Raw genomic sequence first — 18864 nt, 5'->3', positions numbered from 1 at the left:
GGGCGGAGAAGGCCGCTGACCGGCGCCAGCTCAGCCCGCGGCGCGCTGCGGCGGCAGACCGAGGCCCTGCTCGCGGAGTTCCGTGATGCGGTCGCGCAGCCGGGCGGCCGCCTCGAACTCCAGGTTGCGGGCGTGCTCGTACATCGCCTGCTCCAGCCGGGCGATCTCCCGGGCCAGCTGCTGGGGATCATCCAGTGTGGCGTAGTCGGCCGCCGCTTCCGCCACCCGGCTCCGCCGCTGGGCGCGGCCGGGGGCGCCCGGGGTGGCCCCCTCCATGATGTCGGCCACGTCCTTGCGAATGCTCTGGGGGGTGATGCCGTGGGCCGCGTTGAAGGCCAACTGCTTCGCCCGGCGACGCTCGGTCTCGTCGATGGCGCGGCGCATGGAGCCGGTGATCTCGTCGGCATAGAGGATGGCCTTGCCGTGGACATTGCGGGCGGCCCGGCCGATGGTCTGGATCAGCGCCCGGTCGGAACGCAGGAAACCTTCCTTGTCGGCATCTAGGATGGCCACCAGCGACACCTCGGGCATGTCCAGCCCCTCGCGCAGCAGGTTGATCCCCACCAGCACGTCGAACTCGCCGAGGCGCAGATCGCGGATGATCTCCACCCGCTCCACGGTGTCGATGTCGGAGTGCAGATAGCGCACGCGCACGCCGTGCTCGGCCAGGTACTCGGTCAGATCCTCGGCCATGCGCTTGGTCAGGGTGGTCACCAGCACCCGCTCGCCAGCCGCCGCGCGCTGGTTGATCTCCGACAGCACGTCGTCCACCTGGCTGGCCACCGGCCGCACCTCGATCTCCGGATCGACCAGGCCGGTGGGCCGCACCACCTGTTCCACCACCTGACCGGCGTGCGCGGCCTCATAGGGACCCGGGGTGGCCGAGACGAAGAGGGTCTGTGGCGCCAGACGCTCGAATTCGTCGAAGCGCAACGGCCGGTTGTCGAGCGCCGAGGGCAGGCGGAAGCCGTATTCGACCAGAGTCTCCTTGCGCGAGCGGTCACCCTTGTACATGGCGCCGATCTGGGGAACGGTGACGTGGGATTCGTCGATCACCAGCAGGGCATCGTCCGGCAGGTAGTCCATCAGGGTCGGCGGCGGCTCCCCCGGGCCGCGGCCGGAGAGGTAGCGCGAGTAGTTCTCGATACCGTTGCAGTAGCCGAGCTCCACCATCATCTCGATGTCGTAACGGGTGCGCTGCTCCAGCCGCTGGGCCTCGACCAGCTTGTCGGCCTCGCGCAGCTGTTGCAGGCGTTCCTGGAGTTCAGCCTTGATCGCCTCCACGGCGTCGAGCAGGGTCTGGCGCGGGGTGACGTAGTGGCTCTTGGGGTAGATGGTCACCCGCGGCACCCGGCGCAGGATCTCGCCGGTCAGCGGGTCGAACCAGGCAATGGATTCCAGCTCGTCGTCGAACAGCTCCAGCCGCACCGCCTCGCGCTCCGACTCGGCCGGGAAGATGTCGATCACCTCGCCGCGCACCCGGTAGGTGGCGCGGTGCAGCTCGACGTCGTTGCGGGTGTACTGCAGCTCGGCCAGGCGGCGCAGGATCTGCCGCTGGTCGACCTGATCCCCCCGGTCCAGGTGCATGACCATGCTCAGGTAGGCGCGCGGGTCGCCCAGACCATAGATCGCCGAGACCGTGGCGACGATGATGCTGTCCTCCCGCTCCAGCAGGGCCTTGGTGGCCGAGAGGCGCATCTGCTCGATGTGCTCGTTGATCGAGGCGTCCTTCTCGATGTAGGTATCGGAGGACGGCACATAGGCCTCGGGCTGGTAATAGTCGTAGTAGGAGACGAAGTATTCGACGGCGTTGTCGGGGAAGAAGGCCTTGAACTCGCCGTAGAGCTGGGCTGCAAGGGTCTTGTTGTGGGCCAGCACCAGGGTCGGACGCTGCAGCCGCTGGATGACGTTGGCGATGGTGAAGGTCTTGCCGGAGCCGGTGACGCCGAGCAGGGTCTGGGCAGCGAGACCGCTCTCCAGCCCCTCGACCAGGGCCTCGATCGCCCCCGGCTGGTCGCCAGCGGGGGCCATGTCTGCGGAAATTGCGAATTTTCGTGTCACTGGGGATGCCCGTCAGGATGCAGTTACAGTATTATTAACCCGGCCGCCCAATTTGTCGTGTTCAGGGCTTCGGGCATGTTCAGGGACAAGACGTGGCCCGCCGGCAAGGGCGATCCCTTGACAAGGGCCACAACGCCGGACCTGCCTGCAGCCCCGGTCATTATATCTTGTCAACCGGTTCGGCCGCCGTGAGCGCACCTACGGACTGTGTTATCGAAACTTGCCGTAGAGAAACTACGGCGGCGTTTCGATGCCTTGCCGCAGGCGGGCACACGGCGGCTGAACACGACAAATTGGGCGGCCGGGTTAATAATGCACACTGTCTGCCCGATCAGCCCTACTAAACATCAGGATTATACCCTTGGACAAGATCACGCTTTCCGCGCGCGTCGGCCGCGTCAAGCCCTCCCCCACCCTGGCGGTGACCGCGCGCGCCGCCGAGCTGCGCGCCGCCGGCCGCGACATCATCGGCCTCGGGGCCGGGGAACCGGACTTCGACACCCCTGAGCACATCAAGCAGGCGGCCATCGAGGCCATACAGCGCGGCGAGACCAAGTATACGCCGGTGGATGGCACCGCGGCGCTGAAACAGGCCATCATCGACAAGTTCCAGCGGGAGAACGGCTTCGACTTCGAGCCGGGGCAGATCCTCGTCTCCTGCGGCGGCAAGCAGAGCTTCTTCAACCTGGCCCAGGCGCTGCTCGATCCGGGCGACGAGGTGATCATCCCGGCACCCTACTGGGTGTCCTACCCGGATATGGTGCTGCTGGCGGACGGCGTACCGGTGATCGTCTCCGCCGACATGGCGCAGCGCTTCAAGATCACCCCGGAGCAGCTGGCCGCCGCGATCACCGAAAGGACCCGGCTGTTCGTCATCAACAGCCCCTCCAACCCCACCGGCATGGCCTACAGCCGTGCCGAGCTGGAAGCGCTGGGGGCTGTGCTGCGCGACCACCCGCAGGTCCTGATCGCCAGCGACGACATGTACGAGCACATCCGCTGGTCGAACGAGCCCTTCTGCAACATCCTCAACGCCTGCCCGGACCTGGCGGAGCGCACCATCGTGCTGAACGGTGTATCCAAGGCCTACGCCATGACCGGCTGGCGGATCGGCTATGCCGGCGGGCCGCTCGAACTGATCCAGGCGATGAAGAAGATCCAGTCGCAGAGCACTTCCAACCCGGCCTCCATCTCCCAGGCCGCTGCCACCGCAGCGCTGAGCGGTGATCAGTCGTGCATCGCCGAGATGGGGCGGGCTTTCCGCGAACGCCATGACTACCTGGTGGCCGCGCTCGATGCCCTGCCCGGGGTGAGCTGCCTGCCGGGTGACGGCACCTTCTACTGCTTCCCGGACATGGGGGCGGTGATCGAACGCCTGCCCGGCGTGGAGACCGATCTGGACCTGGCCGAGAAGCTGATCGAGGAGGCCAACGTCGCCCTGGTACCCGGCTCCGCCTTCGGTGCCCCGGGGCACATGCGGCTGTCCTTCGCCACCTCCCTGGAGGTGCTGCAGGAGGCGGTTGGACGCCTTCGGGGCTTCCTGGCGGACGCGTAGAGGCGATGACGCTCATCGCGGCCTGGAGACCGCTCCTACGAGGCATGGCGGCACGGGTCATCGCGGCCTGGAGACCGCGCCCACGGGGCATGGCGGCACGGGTCATCGCGGCCTGGAGACCGCGCCCACGGGGCATGGCGGCACGGGTCATCGCGGCCTGGAGACCGCGCCCACGGGGCATGGCGGCACGGATCGTCGCGGCCTGGAGACCGCTCCTACGAGGCATGGCGGCACGGGTCGTCGCGGCCTGGAGACCGCTCCTACGGGGCATGGCGGCGCGGTCATCGCGGCCTGGAGACCGCTCCTACGGGGCATGGCGGCACGGGTCGTCGCGGCTTGGAGACCGCTCCTACGGGGCATGGCGGCGCGGTCATCGCGGCCTGGAAACCGCGCCCACGGGCATGGCGGCAAGGGTTGGTGTAGGAGCGGCCTCCAGGCCGCGATCGAGATGGATCTGGATGGCGGGCACTGTCCGCCACATGCCACAAATCCGCGATTGACCCTCCCTGGGGGCTTGAGTATGATGTGCGCCCTCAGTTCATTCCCCGGTAGCTCAGTCGGTAGAGCGGGTGACTGTTAATCACTAGGTCGGCGGTTCGAGCCCGTCCCGGGGAGCCAAACGAAAGGCCGGCAGGCGTCGAAGCCTGCCGGCCTTTTTCCTTTCTTTTGCCCTAGCCCGGATATTGCACCAAGACGGCCCGCATGATCGGAGTGCAGGCTGACATACAAGGCCGGGAGGCTCGCAAATGGCTCCTCACGGCGGGATACACTTTGCGCCTATTCGATCTCAGGACGCATCTGGCTGCGCATCCTGGCCGATCGCCCTTGAACCATAGCTACGGCTATGCTTTCGCGGACGATCGGCCAAGCTGCTTTGCCAGCTCCGCCCTGAGAATCGAATCCTTGGTGCAATATCTGCGCTAGGCCGAAACGACCCCGCGACAGGCGCCTCAGCTCTCGCTGGCCTCGCGCGAGGTCTTGCAGAAGCGCTGATTCAGATAGCTGCCGAAGGCCTCGGCCAGCTCCTCGTGCTGCAGGCCATACTCGATGGTGGCCATCAGGTAGCCGAGCTTGCTGCCGCAGTCGTAGCGGGTACCCTCGAACTGATAGGCCATGACCTGTTCCTCCTGCAGCAGCGCGGCAATGGCGTCGGTCAGCTGGATCTCGCCTCCCGCGCCGCGCTCGGTGTTCTCCAGGTGATGGAAGATGCGCGGCGTGAGGATGTAGCGGCCGACCACCGCCAGGTTGGACGGCGCCTCGGCCGGGCTCGGTTTCTCGACGATGCCGCTGATCCGGTGAAGATTGCTGCTGACGGGGTCGGACTTGACCACACCGTACTTGTCGGTCTCCTCCGGTGGCACCTCCTCCACCCCGAGCAGGCTGCAGCGGTTGTACTCGAAGGCCGCTACCATCTGCGTCAGGCAGCTACAGCCATGGCCGTCGATCAGGTCGTCGGCGAGGATCACCGCAAAGGGTTCGTCGCCGATCACCGGCTTTGCGCAGAGCACGGCATGGCCCAGGCCCAGGGCCTCGGGCTGGCGCACATAGACGCAGGACACGCCCGGGGGCACCACGTTCTGCACGATCTCCAGCAGCTTCGCCTTGCCGCGCCGCTGCAGTTCCGCCTCCAACTCGTAGTTCTTGTCGAAATGGTCCTCGATGGCCCGCTTGCTGCTGCTGGTGACGAACACCAGTTCCTCGATGCCGGCGCTGATCGCTTCTTCGGCCGCATACTGGATCAGTGGCTTGTCGACGATGGGCAACATCTCCTTGGGATTGGCCTTGGTCGCCGGGAGGAAGCGGGTTCCCATCCCCGCCACGGGAAAAACGGCTTTTCTGACTTTGATTTTCATGCATTTTCCCTCTGGTTCAGCGATACCACGTTATCGGGCGCCGGCGAATTTTCTGAATGCAGTTCCGGCACCAGTTGCTCGATACCCTCGCGCACCGCCGCCTCGTCGAAGCGCCTGCAGGCCGCTTCCAGGGCCTCGAAGCGGCTGTTCAGGGCCTCCCAGTCGAGACTGCGGTGCCGCGCCAGGCGGATCTTGGCGTGGCCGGTGGGCTGCAGTGCCTCCTGCTCGTGGAACAGCTCCTCGTAGAGCTTCTCCCCGGGGCGCAGGCCGGTAAAGACGATCTCGATGTCCTTGCCCGGCTCACGGCCGGCAAGGCGGATCATCTGTTCCGCCAGATAGGTGATCTTCACCGGTTCGCCCATGTCCAGCACATAGATCTCGCCCCCCTGCCCCATCACCCCGGCCTGGAGGATCAACTGGCAGGCCTCGGGGATGGTCATGAAATAGCGGATCATCTCCGGGTCGGTGACGGTCACCGGACCACCGTTCTCGATCTGCTGCTTGAACAACGGCACCACGCTGCCGGCCGAGCCCAGCACATTGCCGAAACGCACGGTGATGAAGCGCGTCCGCGAGCGCCTGGCGAAGTTCTGGCAGAAGATCTCCGCCATGCGCTTGCTGGCCCCCATGACATTGGCCGGATTGACCGCCTTGTCGGTCGAGACCAGGACGAAGATCTCGCTGCCGTGGCGGTCCGCAGCGAGGGCCAGGGTGCGGGTACCGCAGACGTTGTTCATGACCGCCTCCCGGGCCTGGTTCTCCAGCATTGGCACATGCTTGTAGGCCGCGGCATGCAGCACCACCTGGGGCTGGTGGTCACTGAACAGCTTGTCCACCGCCGCGGCATCGGCGACGTCGCCGAGCCGGGCAATGATCTCCAGCTGCGGGAAGCGGCGCCGCAGCTCCATCTCGATCTGGTAGAGGTTGAATTCGCTCTTTTCGAAGACGATCAGCTGGCGGGGACCCAGCCGCGCGACCTGGCGACACAGCTCCGAACCGATGGAGCCGCCGCCACCGCTGATCAGCACCCGCCGCCCGGACAGCCCCGCATGGATGGCGCGCTGGTCCAGTTCCACCGGATCACGCCCCAGCAGATCCTCGATCGACACCTCGCGCATCGCCTCGACGCTGACCCGCCCCGCCACCAGATCCGCCATCCGCGGCAGCATGCGGAAGGGCACGCCGGCGGCTTCGCAATACTCGACCACCTTGCGGATCTGCGGCGAGCGGGCCGAGGGCATGGCCAGCAGGACCAGGTCGATCTCATGGGTTTCGACCAGCGCCGGCAGGCGTTTGCTCGCCCCCAGCACGCGGATGCCGTGGATGTCGATGCCCCGTTTCTTGGGGTCGTCATCGACGAAGCCGACCGGCTCCAGGCTGCGCTCGGGATCGCGCAGCAGGTCGCGGACCAGCATCTCACCGGCCCGTCCGGCACCGGCGATCAGCACCCGCCGGCCCTGCCCCAGATAGAGCTTGCGGTCCTTCAGCCAGCGGTAGAACAGCCGCGGCCCGGCCAGCATGGCGGTGAGCAACACCGCGTAGAGGGGAAACACCGAGCGCGGGATGTCCTGCAGCCGGGTGGCCAGTACCAGCAGCACCAGGATGCCGAGGGTGCCGATGCCGGCCGCCTTGAGGATGCGCAGCAGGTCAGGCAGGGAAGCGAAGCGCCAGTGGCCGCGGTAGAGACCGAGATAGACGAAGGTCAGTCCCTGGATGAGCAGCACGGCCGGCAGCCAGGTCCAGGCCGGGACCAGCTGTTCCTGGGGAATACTGCCCAGGTTGAAGCGCAGCCAATAGGCACCGAACCAGGCGAGCGGCACCATCAGCAGATCGTGGACGAAGGCGATCAGTGGACTGCGCAGGCGTTCCAGGAGCTTCATCTCAGCCCTCCCTGCCCCTTTCCAGTCGCGAAATCCATGCCATCAGCCCCAAGTACAGCCATCCCCAGCCGCCAATGATCGACCATTGCGCCGCCGCCGGCAAGCGTGCCGCCCAGAGGACACTGGCCGCCGCCGCCAGCATCAGCAGGTACTCGGCCGCCAGGGTCCGCCCGTGCCCCCAGCCGAGGCGCACCAGCCGCTGGTAATAGTGGCTGCGGTGGGCCTCCCAGACGCGCTCACCGCGCAGCAGCCGGCGCAGCAGGGTGACACTGGCATCCACCACGAAGGGCGAAAACAGCAGCAGACCGAGCGGCAGGGGGAGCAGCCCCAGGCGGTCGAATCCGAGCAGGGCCACACCGGCCAGGGCCCCAAGCAGTGTCGAACCGGTATCCCCCATGAACAGCCGCGCCGGTGGCAGATTCTGGGTCAGGAAGCCCAGGCTGGCCGCCACCACCAGGCTGCAACCGAAGGCCGGCAACCAGGCCTGCTGCTGCCAGGCCAGGGTGGCCAGGGTTCCGAAGCCGATCACCGCCATGCCGCCTGCGAAACCGTCCATGCCGTCCATGAAATTGTAGAGATTGATCATCCAGCCGAGGAACAGCACCGCCAGTCCGAACCCCAGCAGCCCGACAGAGGCCGGCAGCAGCTGCCAGACGAGAACGGCGGCCACGCCAAGCTGTACCGGTAACCGCCAGAGTGCGGGAATGTGGCGACGGTCGTCGATGAAGGACAGCACTACCAGGACTGCGAGTGCCGCAAGCGAAGGCAGCGCCCTGTGGCCATCGACATCCAGGGCGTGGATGCCAGCCACCCAGGGCAAACCGATCCCCAGCAGGCTCACGCCCCCTGCCAGCAGGCTCACGCCCCCTGCCAGCAGGCCGGCAACGATGGCCAGCCCACCGGTGCGTGGGATGGGACGGCTGTGCAGGGAACGGGCATTGGGCACGTCAAGGATGCGCAGCGGGGCGCGCGGATGGGCCAGCCACCAGGCCAGTGCGGCCGAAATCACGAAAGCGAGGAGCGATGCCAGCAAAATTCCGATTCCCTGCTATGTAGAAGCGGCCGCCAGGCCGCGCTTGGCGGCGGCATGCGGTTCGCCGGAGCCGCCGCCTAATCCACCCCGGCTGAGGCAGAAGTTGCCCCGCGATATGTCGCAACCATCTGCGGCAACGCATCCTCCAACCGATACCGCGGCCGGAACCCGAGCAGCCGCTCCGCCCGGACTGATCGATAGCAGGCCGAATCGAGCAGCCGCGAGGCCGTCGCGCCATTATACGGGAGGGGCCGCCGCAACACGCCCTCCAGCAGGTCCCCGATCCGCCCCAGTCCGCGCAGCAGGGCGGCCGGCAGCCCCGGGAGTGGCCGCCGCCCCAGTGCCCGGCACATCGCCTCGTAGATGCGCCGCGTGCTGTAGTCCTCGCTGTCGCTGATGATGTAGATCTGTCCCACCGCCTCGGGTCGGCTGCCAGCAGCCAGCAGCGCCTCGACCAGATCGCGGACGTCGACCATGGAACGCCGGTTGCCGGTCTCGGGGACGGGTGGAAAGATTCCCCGGTCGATCCAGCGCAGCATGGCAGCCAGGTTGCCCTTCACACCGGGACCGTAGACCAGGGTCGGTCGGATGATGACGACCTCCGGCCCGCCAGCACGCGCCTGTTCGAGCAACCAGTCCTCGGCCCGACGCTTGGCCTGACCATATGGATCGTCAGGCAGGAGATCGCTGTTCTCATCAAGACAGCGCATGGCCGATTCACCACCGGCCTTGACGCTGGAGACGAAGACGAAGCGCCGCAGCCCCGTCTGGGCCGCCACCCTGTAGAGACGACAGGTGGCCTCGAAATTGATGCGGCGGTGCAGTTCCGCCTCACCCGCAGCATGCCGGTTGGTCACGTGGGCATGGCCTGCCAAGTGGTAGAGGATGTCGGCACCTGAGCATGCAGCTCGCAATGATGCCTCATCATCCAGACTTGCGAGAACGGCTTCACAGCCTGGCGGCGCCGCTGTCGCCTTCCGGGTGAGGATGCGTAATGTACCGGCCTCGTCACGAAGACGTCCGGCAAGCGCCCGCCCGATGAAACCCGTGCCTCCAGTGACCAGTATTCTGTGCATCGTCAGGACATATGGATCTGGCTGGGAATGGAAACCGTGCCCCGGTTCAGGACCGGGCGTGAATCAGGATGCCCTGTCGTACTTATCCGGCATGGCGTTGCTTCAGGATATTCTCATAGAGCCCCATGTACGCCTGGCCCATCCGCCTGGCGGTGAAATAGGATTCATAGCGCAATCTCGCCGCCTGGCCCATGCGCTCTGCCAAGGGTGGATCCGACGCCAGTTTCTCCATGGCCTGTCTCAGCGCCGCCGGGTTGGCCGGCGGCACGACGATGCCAGATTCCCCATCCGCATTGACATAGCTGGTGCCTGTGCCCATCTCTGTCGAGATGAGCGGCTTGCCAAGCATTGCGCCCTCGACCAGCGTGATCCCGAAGGCCTCGGCGCGCAACAGGGAAGGGAACACGATGGCCTTCGACAGCTTGATCAAGGCGACCTTCTCCTCGTCAGTGATGCGGCCAAGGAAGCGGACATTGTCGAGACCCAGGCGCTTCGCCTGTTCCAACAGCGCCTTCTTGACAGGCCCGGCACCCACGATGATCAGCCTGAAGGCCGCGCCCTTCATGGCATCGAGCAGGACATGCAGGCCCTTGTAATAGCGGAGCACACCGATGAACAGAAAAAATCCCTCGCCCACCTCGTGTCGCATCCTGTCGACCAGACCCTCATCCGGTGATGGATAGCTCGCATCATCGACCCCCAGGGGGATGACCTCGACCTTTTCCGAGAAACGCCCCAGGGTGTTGCTGGTGGCAAAATAGTTGGGTGAGGTGGCCACGATCCTGTCCATGGAGGAAAGAAACCTGTCCCTGAGAGGCATGTACAACGCTCCCAGGAAGCGCTGACGAACGATGTCCGAGTGATAAGTCACGACAGACGGCTTGGATACCCTGCCGAGCAGATGAAGAATATCGGCGAAGGGCCATGGATAGTGGTAATGGACCAGATCCGACCATGTGACCAATTGATTGAACGTCGGCAGGGATGTCAGACCAAAACCGCAGGAAGCCACCTCGAAACTGAGCGGCCTTCTGAATACTCTCGCCTCTTCTCTGAGAATCTCCCTGGGTCTTGCGGTACGGGACAGGGTGAAGATACGGCATTCTGCGCCATAATCTCCTGTACTTCTGCAGATCTGACGAATCGATTCCTCGAGGCCACCCTGGGTATCGGGAAAATAGGTCCTGTATACGTGTAATATCCGCATATCCTGCTTATCCGAGGCCGTTTCAGGCACCACATCCGCCAAGTATCCTGGAAAAAAGCCCGGCTGTTTGGCTGGCGCTATCGCTCCAGGAGAAGCGTTCCAGGTTCTCGAAACCCTTGTCGACCAGCTCCTTGCGCAGTGAGCCATCCTGCATCAAGCGGTCGAGCTGGCTGGCAAGCTGGCTGGGGGAATCCGGCGGAAAATACAATGCTGCGTCACCTGCTATTTCGCTTAGTGAATCAGCCGTGCTCGCCACGACAGGCAGCCCGGCCGCCATTGCCTCCAGGACCGGCAGGCCAAATCCTTCATATTTCGATGCCTGGATCAGGCAAGTCGCATTACAATACAGCAGTCTGAGCTGCTCGTCCGGGATTCCTGTCAAGAGTTCCACATCGATACCCTCGGCCCGCAGCTGCCCTGCATCGATACGCGAGGAAGGATCCGAACCAACGATCTTGAGCTTGCAGCCACCATGGGAGACCGCCAGCAAGCGCATTGCATCGATCACCAGCTCAACGTTCTTGTTCGGCGTCAGATTGCCGACCATCAGAAAATATCTCGCCTCATCGTGCCTGTCCATGCCGCTGCATGAGAATTTCTTCCTGTCGATGCCGGGATAGATCCTGTGCATCCTGGCTGTTGCCCAGGGATAGGCATCAGCGAGATCACGTCTGGTTGTTTCGGAAACGGCAACGACTGCATCACACACTCGGAGCCCCAGCGGAACAAATACCCGCAGGTAGCGCCGCTGCCAGGGACGCACATAGTGCGGATATTTCATATAGTAGAGATCATGGACGGTAATCACCTTCTTGCAGTTTCCCCACAAGGGGGTGACAAAGCCAGGGGAAAGCAGCAGATCGACACGATCTCTTTTCAGCAGAAAGGGCAGACAAATCTGCTCATAGGCAACACGCAGGACAAGACTCGGAAACGCTGGTGTTTCGACAAGCCTGGCGTTTCTGAACGGAATCTCGCCACCGCCAAAGAGGCCTTCCTGCGCATAGACCACAATCTCATGAGCCGCGAGATCAGATAGATGATGAAGTAACTCTATTGCATAGCGCGCGGTTCCGCCCTGATAACCAGGGCGGATATAGAGCAGATTGAACGCACACAAAGGCATGGAGACAATATCAGCCCAGGTCTTAACAAGCTGCAGCCTTTACGCTGCTCACCCGAAATGGCTTCCATAACCGACAGCCCTGATGACGAGACCAAGATGGATTCTTTTTTCTATACTCTCAGCATCCATTTGCAGATCCAACGATAACAATTCAACATTACAGCCATCGCGGGCCTTATCGACGGCATTGACGGTCGATCTTCAACCCTAACCCCATATCCAGTATGCAACGATCTGCATAACCCAACCTATAACCCTTCCAACTCAGAGTCTTCTTCAATCTCAATATCGAGATTTTCGCCAGGCTGCTTGGGCTTTTTACCTAGGTACTTTATTACACCATCAAATTCGTAATTAACGCGATCAACAAAAGCCTCATAAGCAAGAACCGCCCTGATAAAGGTTGGCCAGTCGTCTGGGTTCTTTAATTTCTGCACGGCATGACAGACATCGGGATGCGGATTAATATAAAAATAGTGTTTTTGCTTTTTATCTTCCAGATCACCTATATCAGCATCAAACATGAGGTCGTCTTTCTTGAAAAAAAGCAACCGGTCACACATATCAAGATCCTTGAGCAATGCCGGTTTGACCAATATAAAAGCTGCCCTTTTCCTCTTCTTTATATAATCAATTATTTTAACGATCTCTACTTTAGGCAACTCATGAAACAGATTTAAATCTATAAAGAAGATTCTTGCTGGTGAAAGCATCAACCTGGCCAAGGATATTTTGGCCAGTTGCTCGCCTGAAAGATCATCATCAGAAACAGAGACCCTCGTATCCAATCCACTTGACAGATCATTAAAAGCTTCATCAAGCTTCAATATGCTGTTTATTTCCTTAAATTCGTCATCAGACACTTTGCTATTGACCAGCAAAATATTTTCCCTGATCGTCATTGGAAAGGTCGTCGAGTCTTCTGTAAAAATATCGACCAGTTTGACAAGCTCATCAGGATGGAATTTGTTTATGGGTATATCATTGATATAGACATGGTCATCGCTCAGAAATGCACCCTCAGTAAATGATTCTGCCATCCTCTCAAATGAAGGCGATCTAATCGACACCACAGCATATACGTGTTGTGGATGCAATTTGAAATCCCAACCTGTTATTTGCCTGTCTGAATCTTTTGGCCGATAGCCTGAATATCGTACTTCATCCAACTGGTCAGGAATCTTCAGCTTCCCCCCTTCATTCGTACCCACAGAGGACCACTCACCGAGCCTGCTAAAGAAATGACGGGCGATAGGCAGCATTTCATTATTTTTTCCGACAGTAGCCAGGATTACTGAAACTATTTGTTGCAGCATGATGAATCCGATAAATGCAGCTGCATATTGCCCTGTCAATTCCGCCACATCATCAGTATCGAGTGTGAGCCAGATAATTGCAGACAATCCAATGGTTCCTGCCACACCAAACAGAAAAACATTAAATGCCTTTAGCTCTGCCAGCCTCCTTCTTAGCTGAAAACGTTCGATCATCATGCTCGTGATCATGTTTGCAGCTATTCCACGATTATCAAACATGCGCAAATATGGCAATGAACGGATGAACCGTCCGGTAGTTCCTGCATTCCTTACAATATGCGCTCTGACATTGATCGATTCATTTATTATCTTCTTGTTGACCCGAATGATCAGCAACAATAATGGCAAAATAAGCAGCGGAAGAATTACTGCCAACTGCCAGTTCAGATATACCAACATTGCGTAAATAGACAAGGCGTAAATGGAATTGACAAACATTTTTATGAGATTTAGAGCAATTGTCCGTATCGCCCTGACGTCTTGTCTAAGCAACAGCATCAGGTCGAGCCGATCATTGCGACCTATAGGCCTGCAGTCCGACTCGCACAATTCCTTCGATGCAGAAAATATCAGGTGGGTTTGCACATCCCTGATAATATCCTGGCTTTTGACGGCAATAAGATATCCTGCACCATAGATTCCAATACCAGAAAGCAATACACCTGCAACGATTAGCAGCAATTCGCCGGCATCAATGCCACCCTCAGCATATCTACCAAGACCGGATAACACATACATCATTAGCATACGGAATCCAGCGCCGAGAAAACCAAACACAACAAGCTGCAATGCCAATGGCTTGAAATGAAAAATCAGCTTGGCACAATCACGGTATACGTGATATTTCGGGTATTTGGTATATGCCTCGTCATTCAGCACATCACTGGATATTTCACTCATCTTCTGCCTACCCTTTAATCCAGTTGCTGGCCGCAATAGATAAAGCTCAGGGGGTGTTGTCAATTGTGATTTGCTGCCAGGGCCTGTTAACACGATCCCAATGGGTTCTGCCGGGGCTGTTTTTCCGTCCAGCAAGGCAGAATGAGCGAGGTGTTATCAGTCTACCCGTGCGAATGATAACGCCGCTGGGCGGGAAAAGAGCCCCAGCCCTGCGGGTTGCACCTGAAAAAGCACCACTCCGCGTTGCTCGTCGTTCATTTGGCGTCACCAAACCGCTCTCCCCGCGCCTTGATTGGCGCTTTTTCTGACGCAACAGAGCCCATTGGGGTAGTGTTCACAGGCCCTAGTGAACCAACAGGTGGGAAATGAATGGTATCGTACCTGCCTATTGAGTATCTTTGGCTCGCACCAAAGTGGATTTCTGGCGTTGTCGTGAATGCAAGCGACACATCCGACTTACCCAATATTTTTTTACAATCGGTATCAAAATGTCCGTAGGGATAACAGAAATACTTGACCGTATCACCCAGCATGGAGCTTAGATAATTTATTGACTCAAGGATTTCATACTCTTTTCTTGCATAATCTACTGAAGTCAAGTATGGATGCGTCACACTGTGCCCGCCAAAGACCATCCCATTATCATGCATTTCCAGTATCTCGCGCTCGGTGAGGAAGTTCTCGGCTATATAGCGACGAACATCCCCGACAACTCCCTCAAAAATGTCATTGATCAGATCATTACTGACATGCTCATCAAGAGTAAAATTCATGAAATACTTGATGTTCTGAACCCGCATGTTGTCCAGTCTCTTGATTTTTACTGGCGCGGAGGGAATAGCATTCAATCTGCGGCCTTGGGGATGCGTCTTATATCTATCCAGAAGATACTGTTCCAACTTCTTTATACCAAGCTTTCCAAGCACTACCTGCAGCTTGTTGACCAAGGGAATATTGCCGCCAATCAGATGCGAAATGTTAGGGAAAAATATCCCTGAAAGCCCCCGCTCTCTCAATAGCCTGTATGCCACCTTGTAATGTTCTTTAAGGCCGTCATCGAAAGTGAGCAGGAAACCAGGTGGCGGCTCGCTGTTCTGCTCAACAGCATTCAATAGATCATTGGGATAAAGCGGGGAAAAATTATCAATGAAATAGTTCAACTGTTTTTCAAAATCAGAAATCCGCAATGCATTGACATTATATGGATTGTCATCACGAATATAATGATATGTGATAATATAATGATTCATAATATAGGTATCGCAGCGGCGGATTCTAGCCTCTACAACCTACCCTCACCCAACCGATGAGCGACGAAATCAGCGATGCTGGCATTTATCCTGTCTGATGACGCTGTCACATCATCACACTTCATTTTCAGAACATGCTTCTGATTATGGCGCTTTTCATCAGGGTGGGCCAATGCCTTTTCCAGCATCGCATAGAACTCCTCATAATTGTTGGCAAGATAAACCGCATCCATATCAACAAGATCTCGATAATGTCGAGATTTGTAATAATCCCTTAGCGGGTAGTGCAGGCTATTGATTAGCCCCAGGTCGAAACCGATATTGACCGATGGTTTCCCCGCAGCAAAGCCTTCAAGCGTCATTGTTGATGCAACATTTACGATGACATCAGAATGATGGAGTTGATTTACCAACAGATCGATATCGTTTGGACTTGGTACCCATTGATTATCGTTCTGGAGGCTCTTGCCTGCATAGGTAAAGGCAACATTATTATATTTGGAACGCAGTTCATCATACCGCTCAGACCGATCCTTGGGATGCATTCTTACCATGCATTGAAACCTGTCTGAATAATGCTCCTTCCAATGGGCAAGAAAATCATTAAGAAACTGTGGCTCTGCAGGGAATGTCGTCTTCGATCCCGTCGTATACAGAATCAATGGCTTATTAACATCCAGACCAAAATGCCTGAAAAACTCCTCCTTTGGAACAAGCCCTCTCTTCTGAGTGATTGCTTCAAATTGAGGCGAACCAACGATGCGACGCTGCTTGTTACGGAAATGTGGAAGACTCATATCGAAATCCTGATCCATCTCCTGGCTCCATACCAGATATTGTGCCGCGAACTCATCGATAAGCCATTTGGTGGACACGTTATCCCAGGAAACCACATTCGAAACCACAGGCAACGACTCGATTGCTGCGGCCCTCGTCCAGATTTTGGAAATCCAGGATATACAGTTGGTATTCAGCAGCAGTGAAAGCTTCAGCCGTGACAATTCCTTTCTTGCTTGACCCAGAGGTGTCGTCGCGCCATAGATATACATCACAAACGCATACAAGGATTGGTACGATTCGATGGTTGAGAATCTCTCCGATAAATTCCAGATCTGTAGATTTTTGTCCAGTTTGCCTTGTTGCAGAGCCCTGGCGTAGGATTCATCCAGATTGTTCTGATATATTTTATGTGTTGGGCTATTGCTGACACGATAACCTGAATACCGAAGCAGCGTTTCCAGTGGCTGACGTTTTGGCGAGGGTATCCTGTATAGCTTCTCAGGTGGCAGGTTTCCATCCAGAGTCCAAAGTTCATCAAATGGCGACAGGACGATTACCTCAGCCCATTTGTTCAGCTTCCTGTAGACATCAGATAGCAAAAATGTCCTTGCAGATTGACCATCAGGAACCAGCATGCCTATTCTCGGCCGCGATTCCCTTCTGAAAAGTCTATTAAACCTACTGCGGACGGGCCATGCTGCGCATGATTCAGCAATCATATCCTGCTGCGCAACATATATCCCTCTTCGTACCAGACGTTTTACATCTGAAAATTCGAGCGGCAAGTCCTGAGGGTATGCAGAGCAAACCACCTTTAGCGATTTCTGGAATACATTGGAATCCATGCGCCTGGACATGGATACACCAAGTTTAAGCGCATCGATCAATCTGGTTTCGAATATCGACATGTCAGCAACTGCTATTTCCCTACGATGGATTCAGGAGCTACCGCTTACCTGTATTCCAATATCAAATATATTCCAGAGCTATGCCAAGCAAACTGTTCAGGAGATTATCTCGCCAATTACTTGAGAGAACCTTTCGGAAGAGCTTCCATCACAATATGAGACCTTCTGTGACAACACTTTCTGCATCGCTTCCTTCCTTGTAGCGCCATGCTTCAGACTTTCTTTTGTGGCATTTATCAATTCTTCCTTCGAATGCGCTACAAGCACCGCACCCTCATCAACCAATGCCTTGTAATGGTCACTGCTATGGTACATTTCAAAACTCCACAAAAGATTTTCTCGCTTCTTATTCGTGGCCGTGGTATAGGCAACATTCAATGTTGGCAACCCCAGACAAAAGCCCTCGAGGCTCATCGTTGAGGCCACATTGATGCTTACAGATGCATGCGCCATCTGATTGAGCATATATGCCATGATCTCCTGATCAGGAAGCCACTTATCAGCACCTTCCCACTCAGGTGGCCCCGCAAGAGTGATTGCGATATCTGGCAGCTCTCCGAGCTCTTCATATCTTGAAATCATGTCCTTGGGATGTAGACGGACTACAAGGCTGACCTTGCCTGCAAGATCTGTTTTCTGGATAGCCTCCCAATATTCCTTGATGATCTGCGGTTCTTCTGGCATGGCAATCGGTGTATTGGTAGCATACAGAATATAAGGGAGATCAGGATTGAGACCCATGCTCTGCACAAATTCGTCTCTTGGTACAAGTCCTTCTTTATTGAAATACATATCGAACTGCGGCGAACCAACCACATGTGCTTGCGCCTCAATGAATGGAAAATGCTCTTGCATTTCCGTTAGCATTTCATCGCTCCATACCAGATAGTGATCCACGTGTTCATCGAGCAGGGTCTTGGTGGTCAAATTATCCCAGGAGATAACATATGCCGCAGTAACGACACCTTGATCCTGAGCATAGTGCGTCAGAGGCCAGCTAGCGCTGTGGTGTGCCGCAGTAGACAGTACAAGCTCCGGGCTGAAGCGATCAAACAACATTCTGAACATGCCATGTGGCAGCACAGCCCATAGAAATATCTGATGCACACCTGACAGGGTCTTGCGCCCGAACAGCTTGCCGACCAAAACTGAGAAATTCAGCATCTTGTACTGACGACGGGCTGCGTTACGAATCTTTTTCGAGGACCCCTGTTTTGCATTGACCTCTATATTCTCCATGATGCTCTTCAGCGTCCCCGAAGAACTACAGTGCATATGGTAATACGCAGCCAGAAACTCAAGCCGCAGGGTATAATTGTCGAACCAGGGAAGCACCCTGACATTTTCCGCCTTGTAGCTGTTAAGAAAATGCTCGGATCTGTAATAGGGAGAAAAGATGACTATGTTGTAACGTTCTCTAAGCTTTCCCAGCAAGCCTGAAACCAGGATGGTTCGCACCGCCTGCCCACAAGTAACTACCAAGAATATCGTTTTCCTTCCTGGGTCAAATGCCTCCCCACCACTATCCGACTCCAACGCCGCCCTGAGTTCATCATTGAGTGTTGCCGCCTTTTCCCTGAGCTTGGCCGCATCTTTTGCGAGCATCTTCATGAACAGGAATGCATCTCTGATACGGGATAATCCGGAGCTAAAGACAAATCCGATTGTCAGCAATGGCTTCAACATCTTGCTCGAATAGATAAACATGACCAGAACCCTTCTCAGACCATGGGATTCGCGATAATGCGCGTATCATCTGGAGCAAGAAGGCATTGATGCAGCAATACCAGGACAAAGGATAACAAAGCCACTGAATGAGGCTTGCTTGTCCTTTGTCTTGGCATGTTCGTGATTACGTCATGCTGGCGCAGAGGATGGCTTATATACTTGACCCCGTGTTTTTCATGGCGGAAAAATCT

At 57.4% G+C, this 18864-nt stretch carries 12 protein-coding genes and 1 tRNA gene; 2 read left to right on the top strand and 11 right to left on the bottom strand.

Annotated features, from left to right (window positions below; translation table 11 throughout):
* Positions 1 to 30 precede the first annotated feature (30 nt).
* Complete coding sequence (gene uvrB / locus QVG61_RS06450) at positions 31 to 2031, bottom strand: excinuclease ABC subunit UvrB (RefSeq protein WP_289932571.1); 2001 nt, start codon at positions 2029 to 2031, stop codon at positions 31 to 33.
* Between the two features lie 391 nt (positions 2032 to 2422).
* Between uvrB and QVG61_RS06445 the strand changes: the two genes are divergently transcribed.
* Both QVG61_RS06445 and QVG61_RS06440 read left to right on the top strand, forming a co-directional pair.
* Positions 2423 to 3616 carry a pyridoxal phosphate-dependent aminotransferase gene (locus QVG61_RS06445; RefSeq protein ID WP_289932568.1) on the top strand — a complete coding sequence of 398 codons (1194 nt, stop codon included), beginning with the start codon at positions 2423 to 2425 and terminating at the stop codon, positions 3614 to 3616.
* 542 nt (positions 3617 to 4158) lie between these two features.
* Positions 4159 to 4234, top strand: a tRNA-Asn gene (locus QVG61_RS06440).
* Between the two features lie 332 nt (positions 4235 to 4566).
* Here QVG61_RS06440 and galU read toward each other — a convergent pair.
* The 10 genes from galU to QVG61_RS06390 all read right to left on the bottom strand — a co-directional run bounded on the left by galU (position 4567) and on the right by QVG61_RS06390 (position 18652).
* Entirely contained in the window at positions 4567 to 5469 is a 903-nt protein-coding gene (gene galU, locus QVG61_RS06435; protein WP_289932566.1) for a UTP--glucose-1-phosphate uridylyltransferase GalU, read from the bottom strand.
* Positions 5466 to 7349 (bottom strand): nucleoside-diphosphate sugar epimerase/dehydratase, encoded by a 1884-nt coding sequence (locus tag QVG61_RS06430; RefSeq protein ID WP_289932565.1) that lies wholly within the window; start codon positions 7347 to 7349, stop codon positions 5466 to 5468. The genes galU and QVG61_RS06430 overlap by 4 nt, the downstream gene beginning before the upstream one ends.
* Before the next feature lies 1 nt (position 7350).
* Complete coding sequence (locus QVG61_RS06425; RefSeq protein WP_289932564.1) at positions 7351 to 8382, bottom strand: glycosyltransferase family 4 protein; 1032 nt, start codon at positions 8380 to 8382, stop codon at positions 7351 to 7353.
* A 77-nt stretch (positions 8383 to 8459) separates the two neighbouring features.
* Positions 8460 to 9458 carry an NAD-dependent epimerase/dehydratase family protein gene (locus QVG61_RS06420; RefSeq protein ID WP_289932563.1) on the bottom strand — a complete coding sequence of 333 codons (999 nt, stop codon included), beginning with the start codon at positions 9456 to 9458 and terminating at the stop codon, positions 8460 to 8462.
* An 82-nt stretch (positions 9459 to 9540) separates the two neighbouring features.
* Entirely contained in the window at positions 9541 to 10665 is a 1125-nt protein-coding gene (locus QVG61_RS06415; RefSeq protein WP_354671213.1) for a glycosyltransferase, read from the bottom strand.
* Positions 10666 to 10687: 22 nt separating this feature from the next.
* Positions 10688 to 11791, bottom strand: a complete 1104-nt coding sequence (locus QVG61_RS06410) for a glycosyltransferase family 1 protein (protein ID WP_289932558.1) — start codon at positions 11789 to 11791, stop codon at positions 10688 to 10690.
* Positions 11792 to 12039: 248 nt separating this feature from the next.
* A complete protein-coding gene (locus QVG61_RS06405) occupies positions 12040 to 14007 on the bottom strand; it encodes an ABC transporter ATP-binding protein (protein WP_289932556.1) in 1968 nt (655 codons plus the stop codon).
* A 254-nt stretch (positions 14008 to 14261) separates the two neighbouring features.
* A complete protein-coding gene (locus tag QVG61_RS06400) occupies positions 14262 to 15257 on the bottom strand; it encodes a polysaccharide deacetylase family protein (protein WP_289932554.1) in 996 nt (331 codons plus the stop codon).
* A gap of 32 nt (positions 15258 to 15289) precedes the next feature.
* On the bottom strand, positions 15290 to 16945 hold the full coding sequence (locus tag QVG61_RS06395) for a hypothetical protein (protein WP_289932552.1): 1656 nt from the start codon (positions 16943 to 16945) through the stop codon (positions 15290 to 15292).
* A 96-nt stretch (positions 16946 to 17041) separates the two neighbouring features.
* A complete protein-coding gene (locus tag QVG61_RS06390; protein WP_289932551.1) occupies positions 17042 to 18652 on the bottom strand; it encodes a hypothetical protein in 1611 nt (536 codons plus the stop codon).
* Positions 18653 to 18864 lie beyond the last annotated feature (212 nt).

Source organism: Thiohalobacter sp. IOR34 (assembly GCF_030406045.1).
In the GTDB taxonomy this organism is placed as follows: domain Bacteria; phylum Pseudomonadota; class Gammaproteobacteria; order Thiohalobacterales; family Thiohalobacteraceae.
The sequence above is the reverse complement of the archived record's forward strand: the minus strand, read 5'-3'. Positions and strand labels throughout refer to the sequence as shown.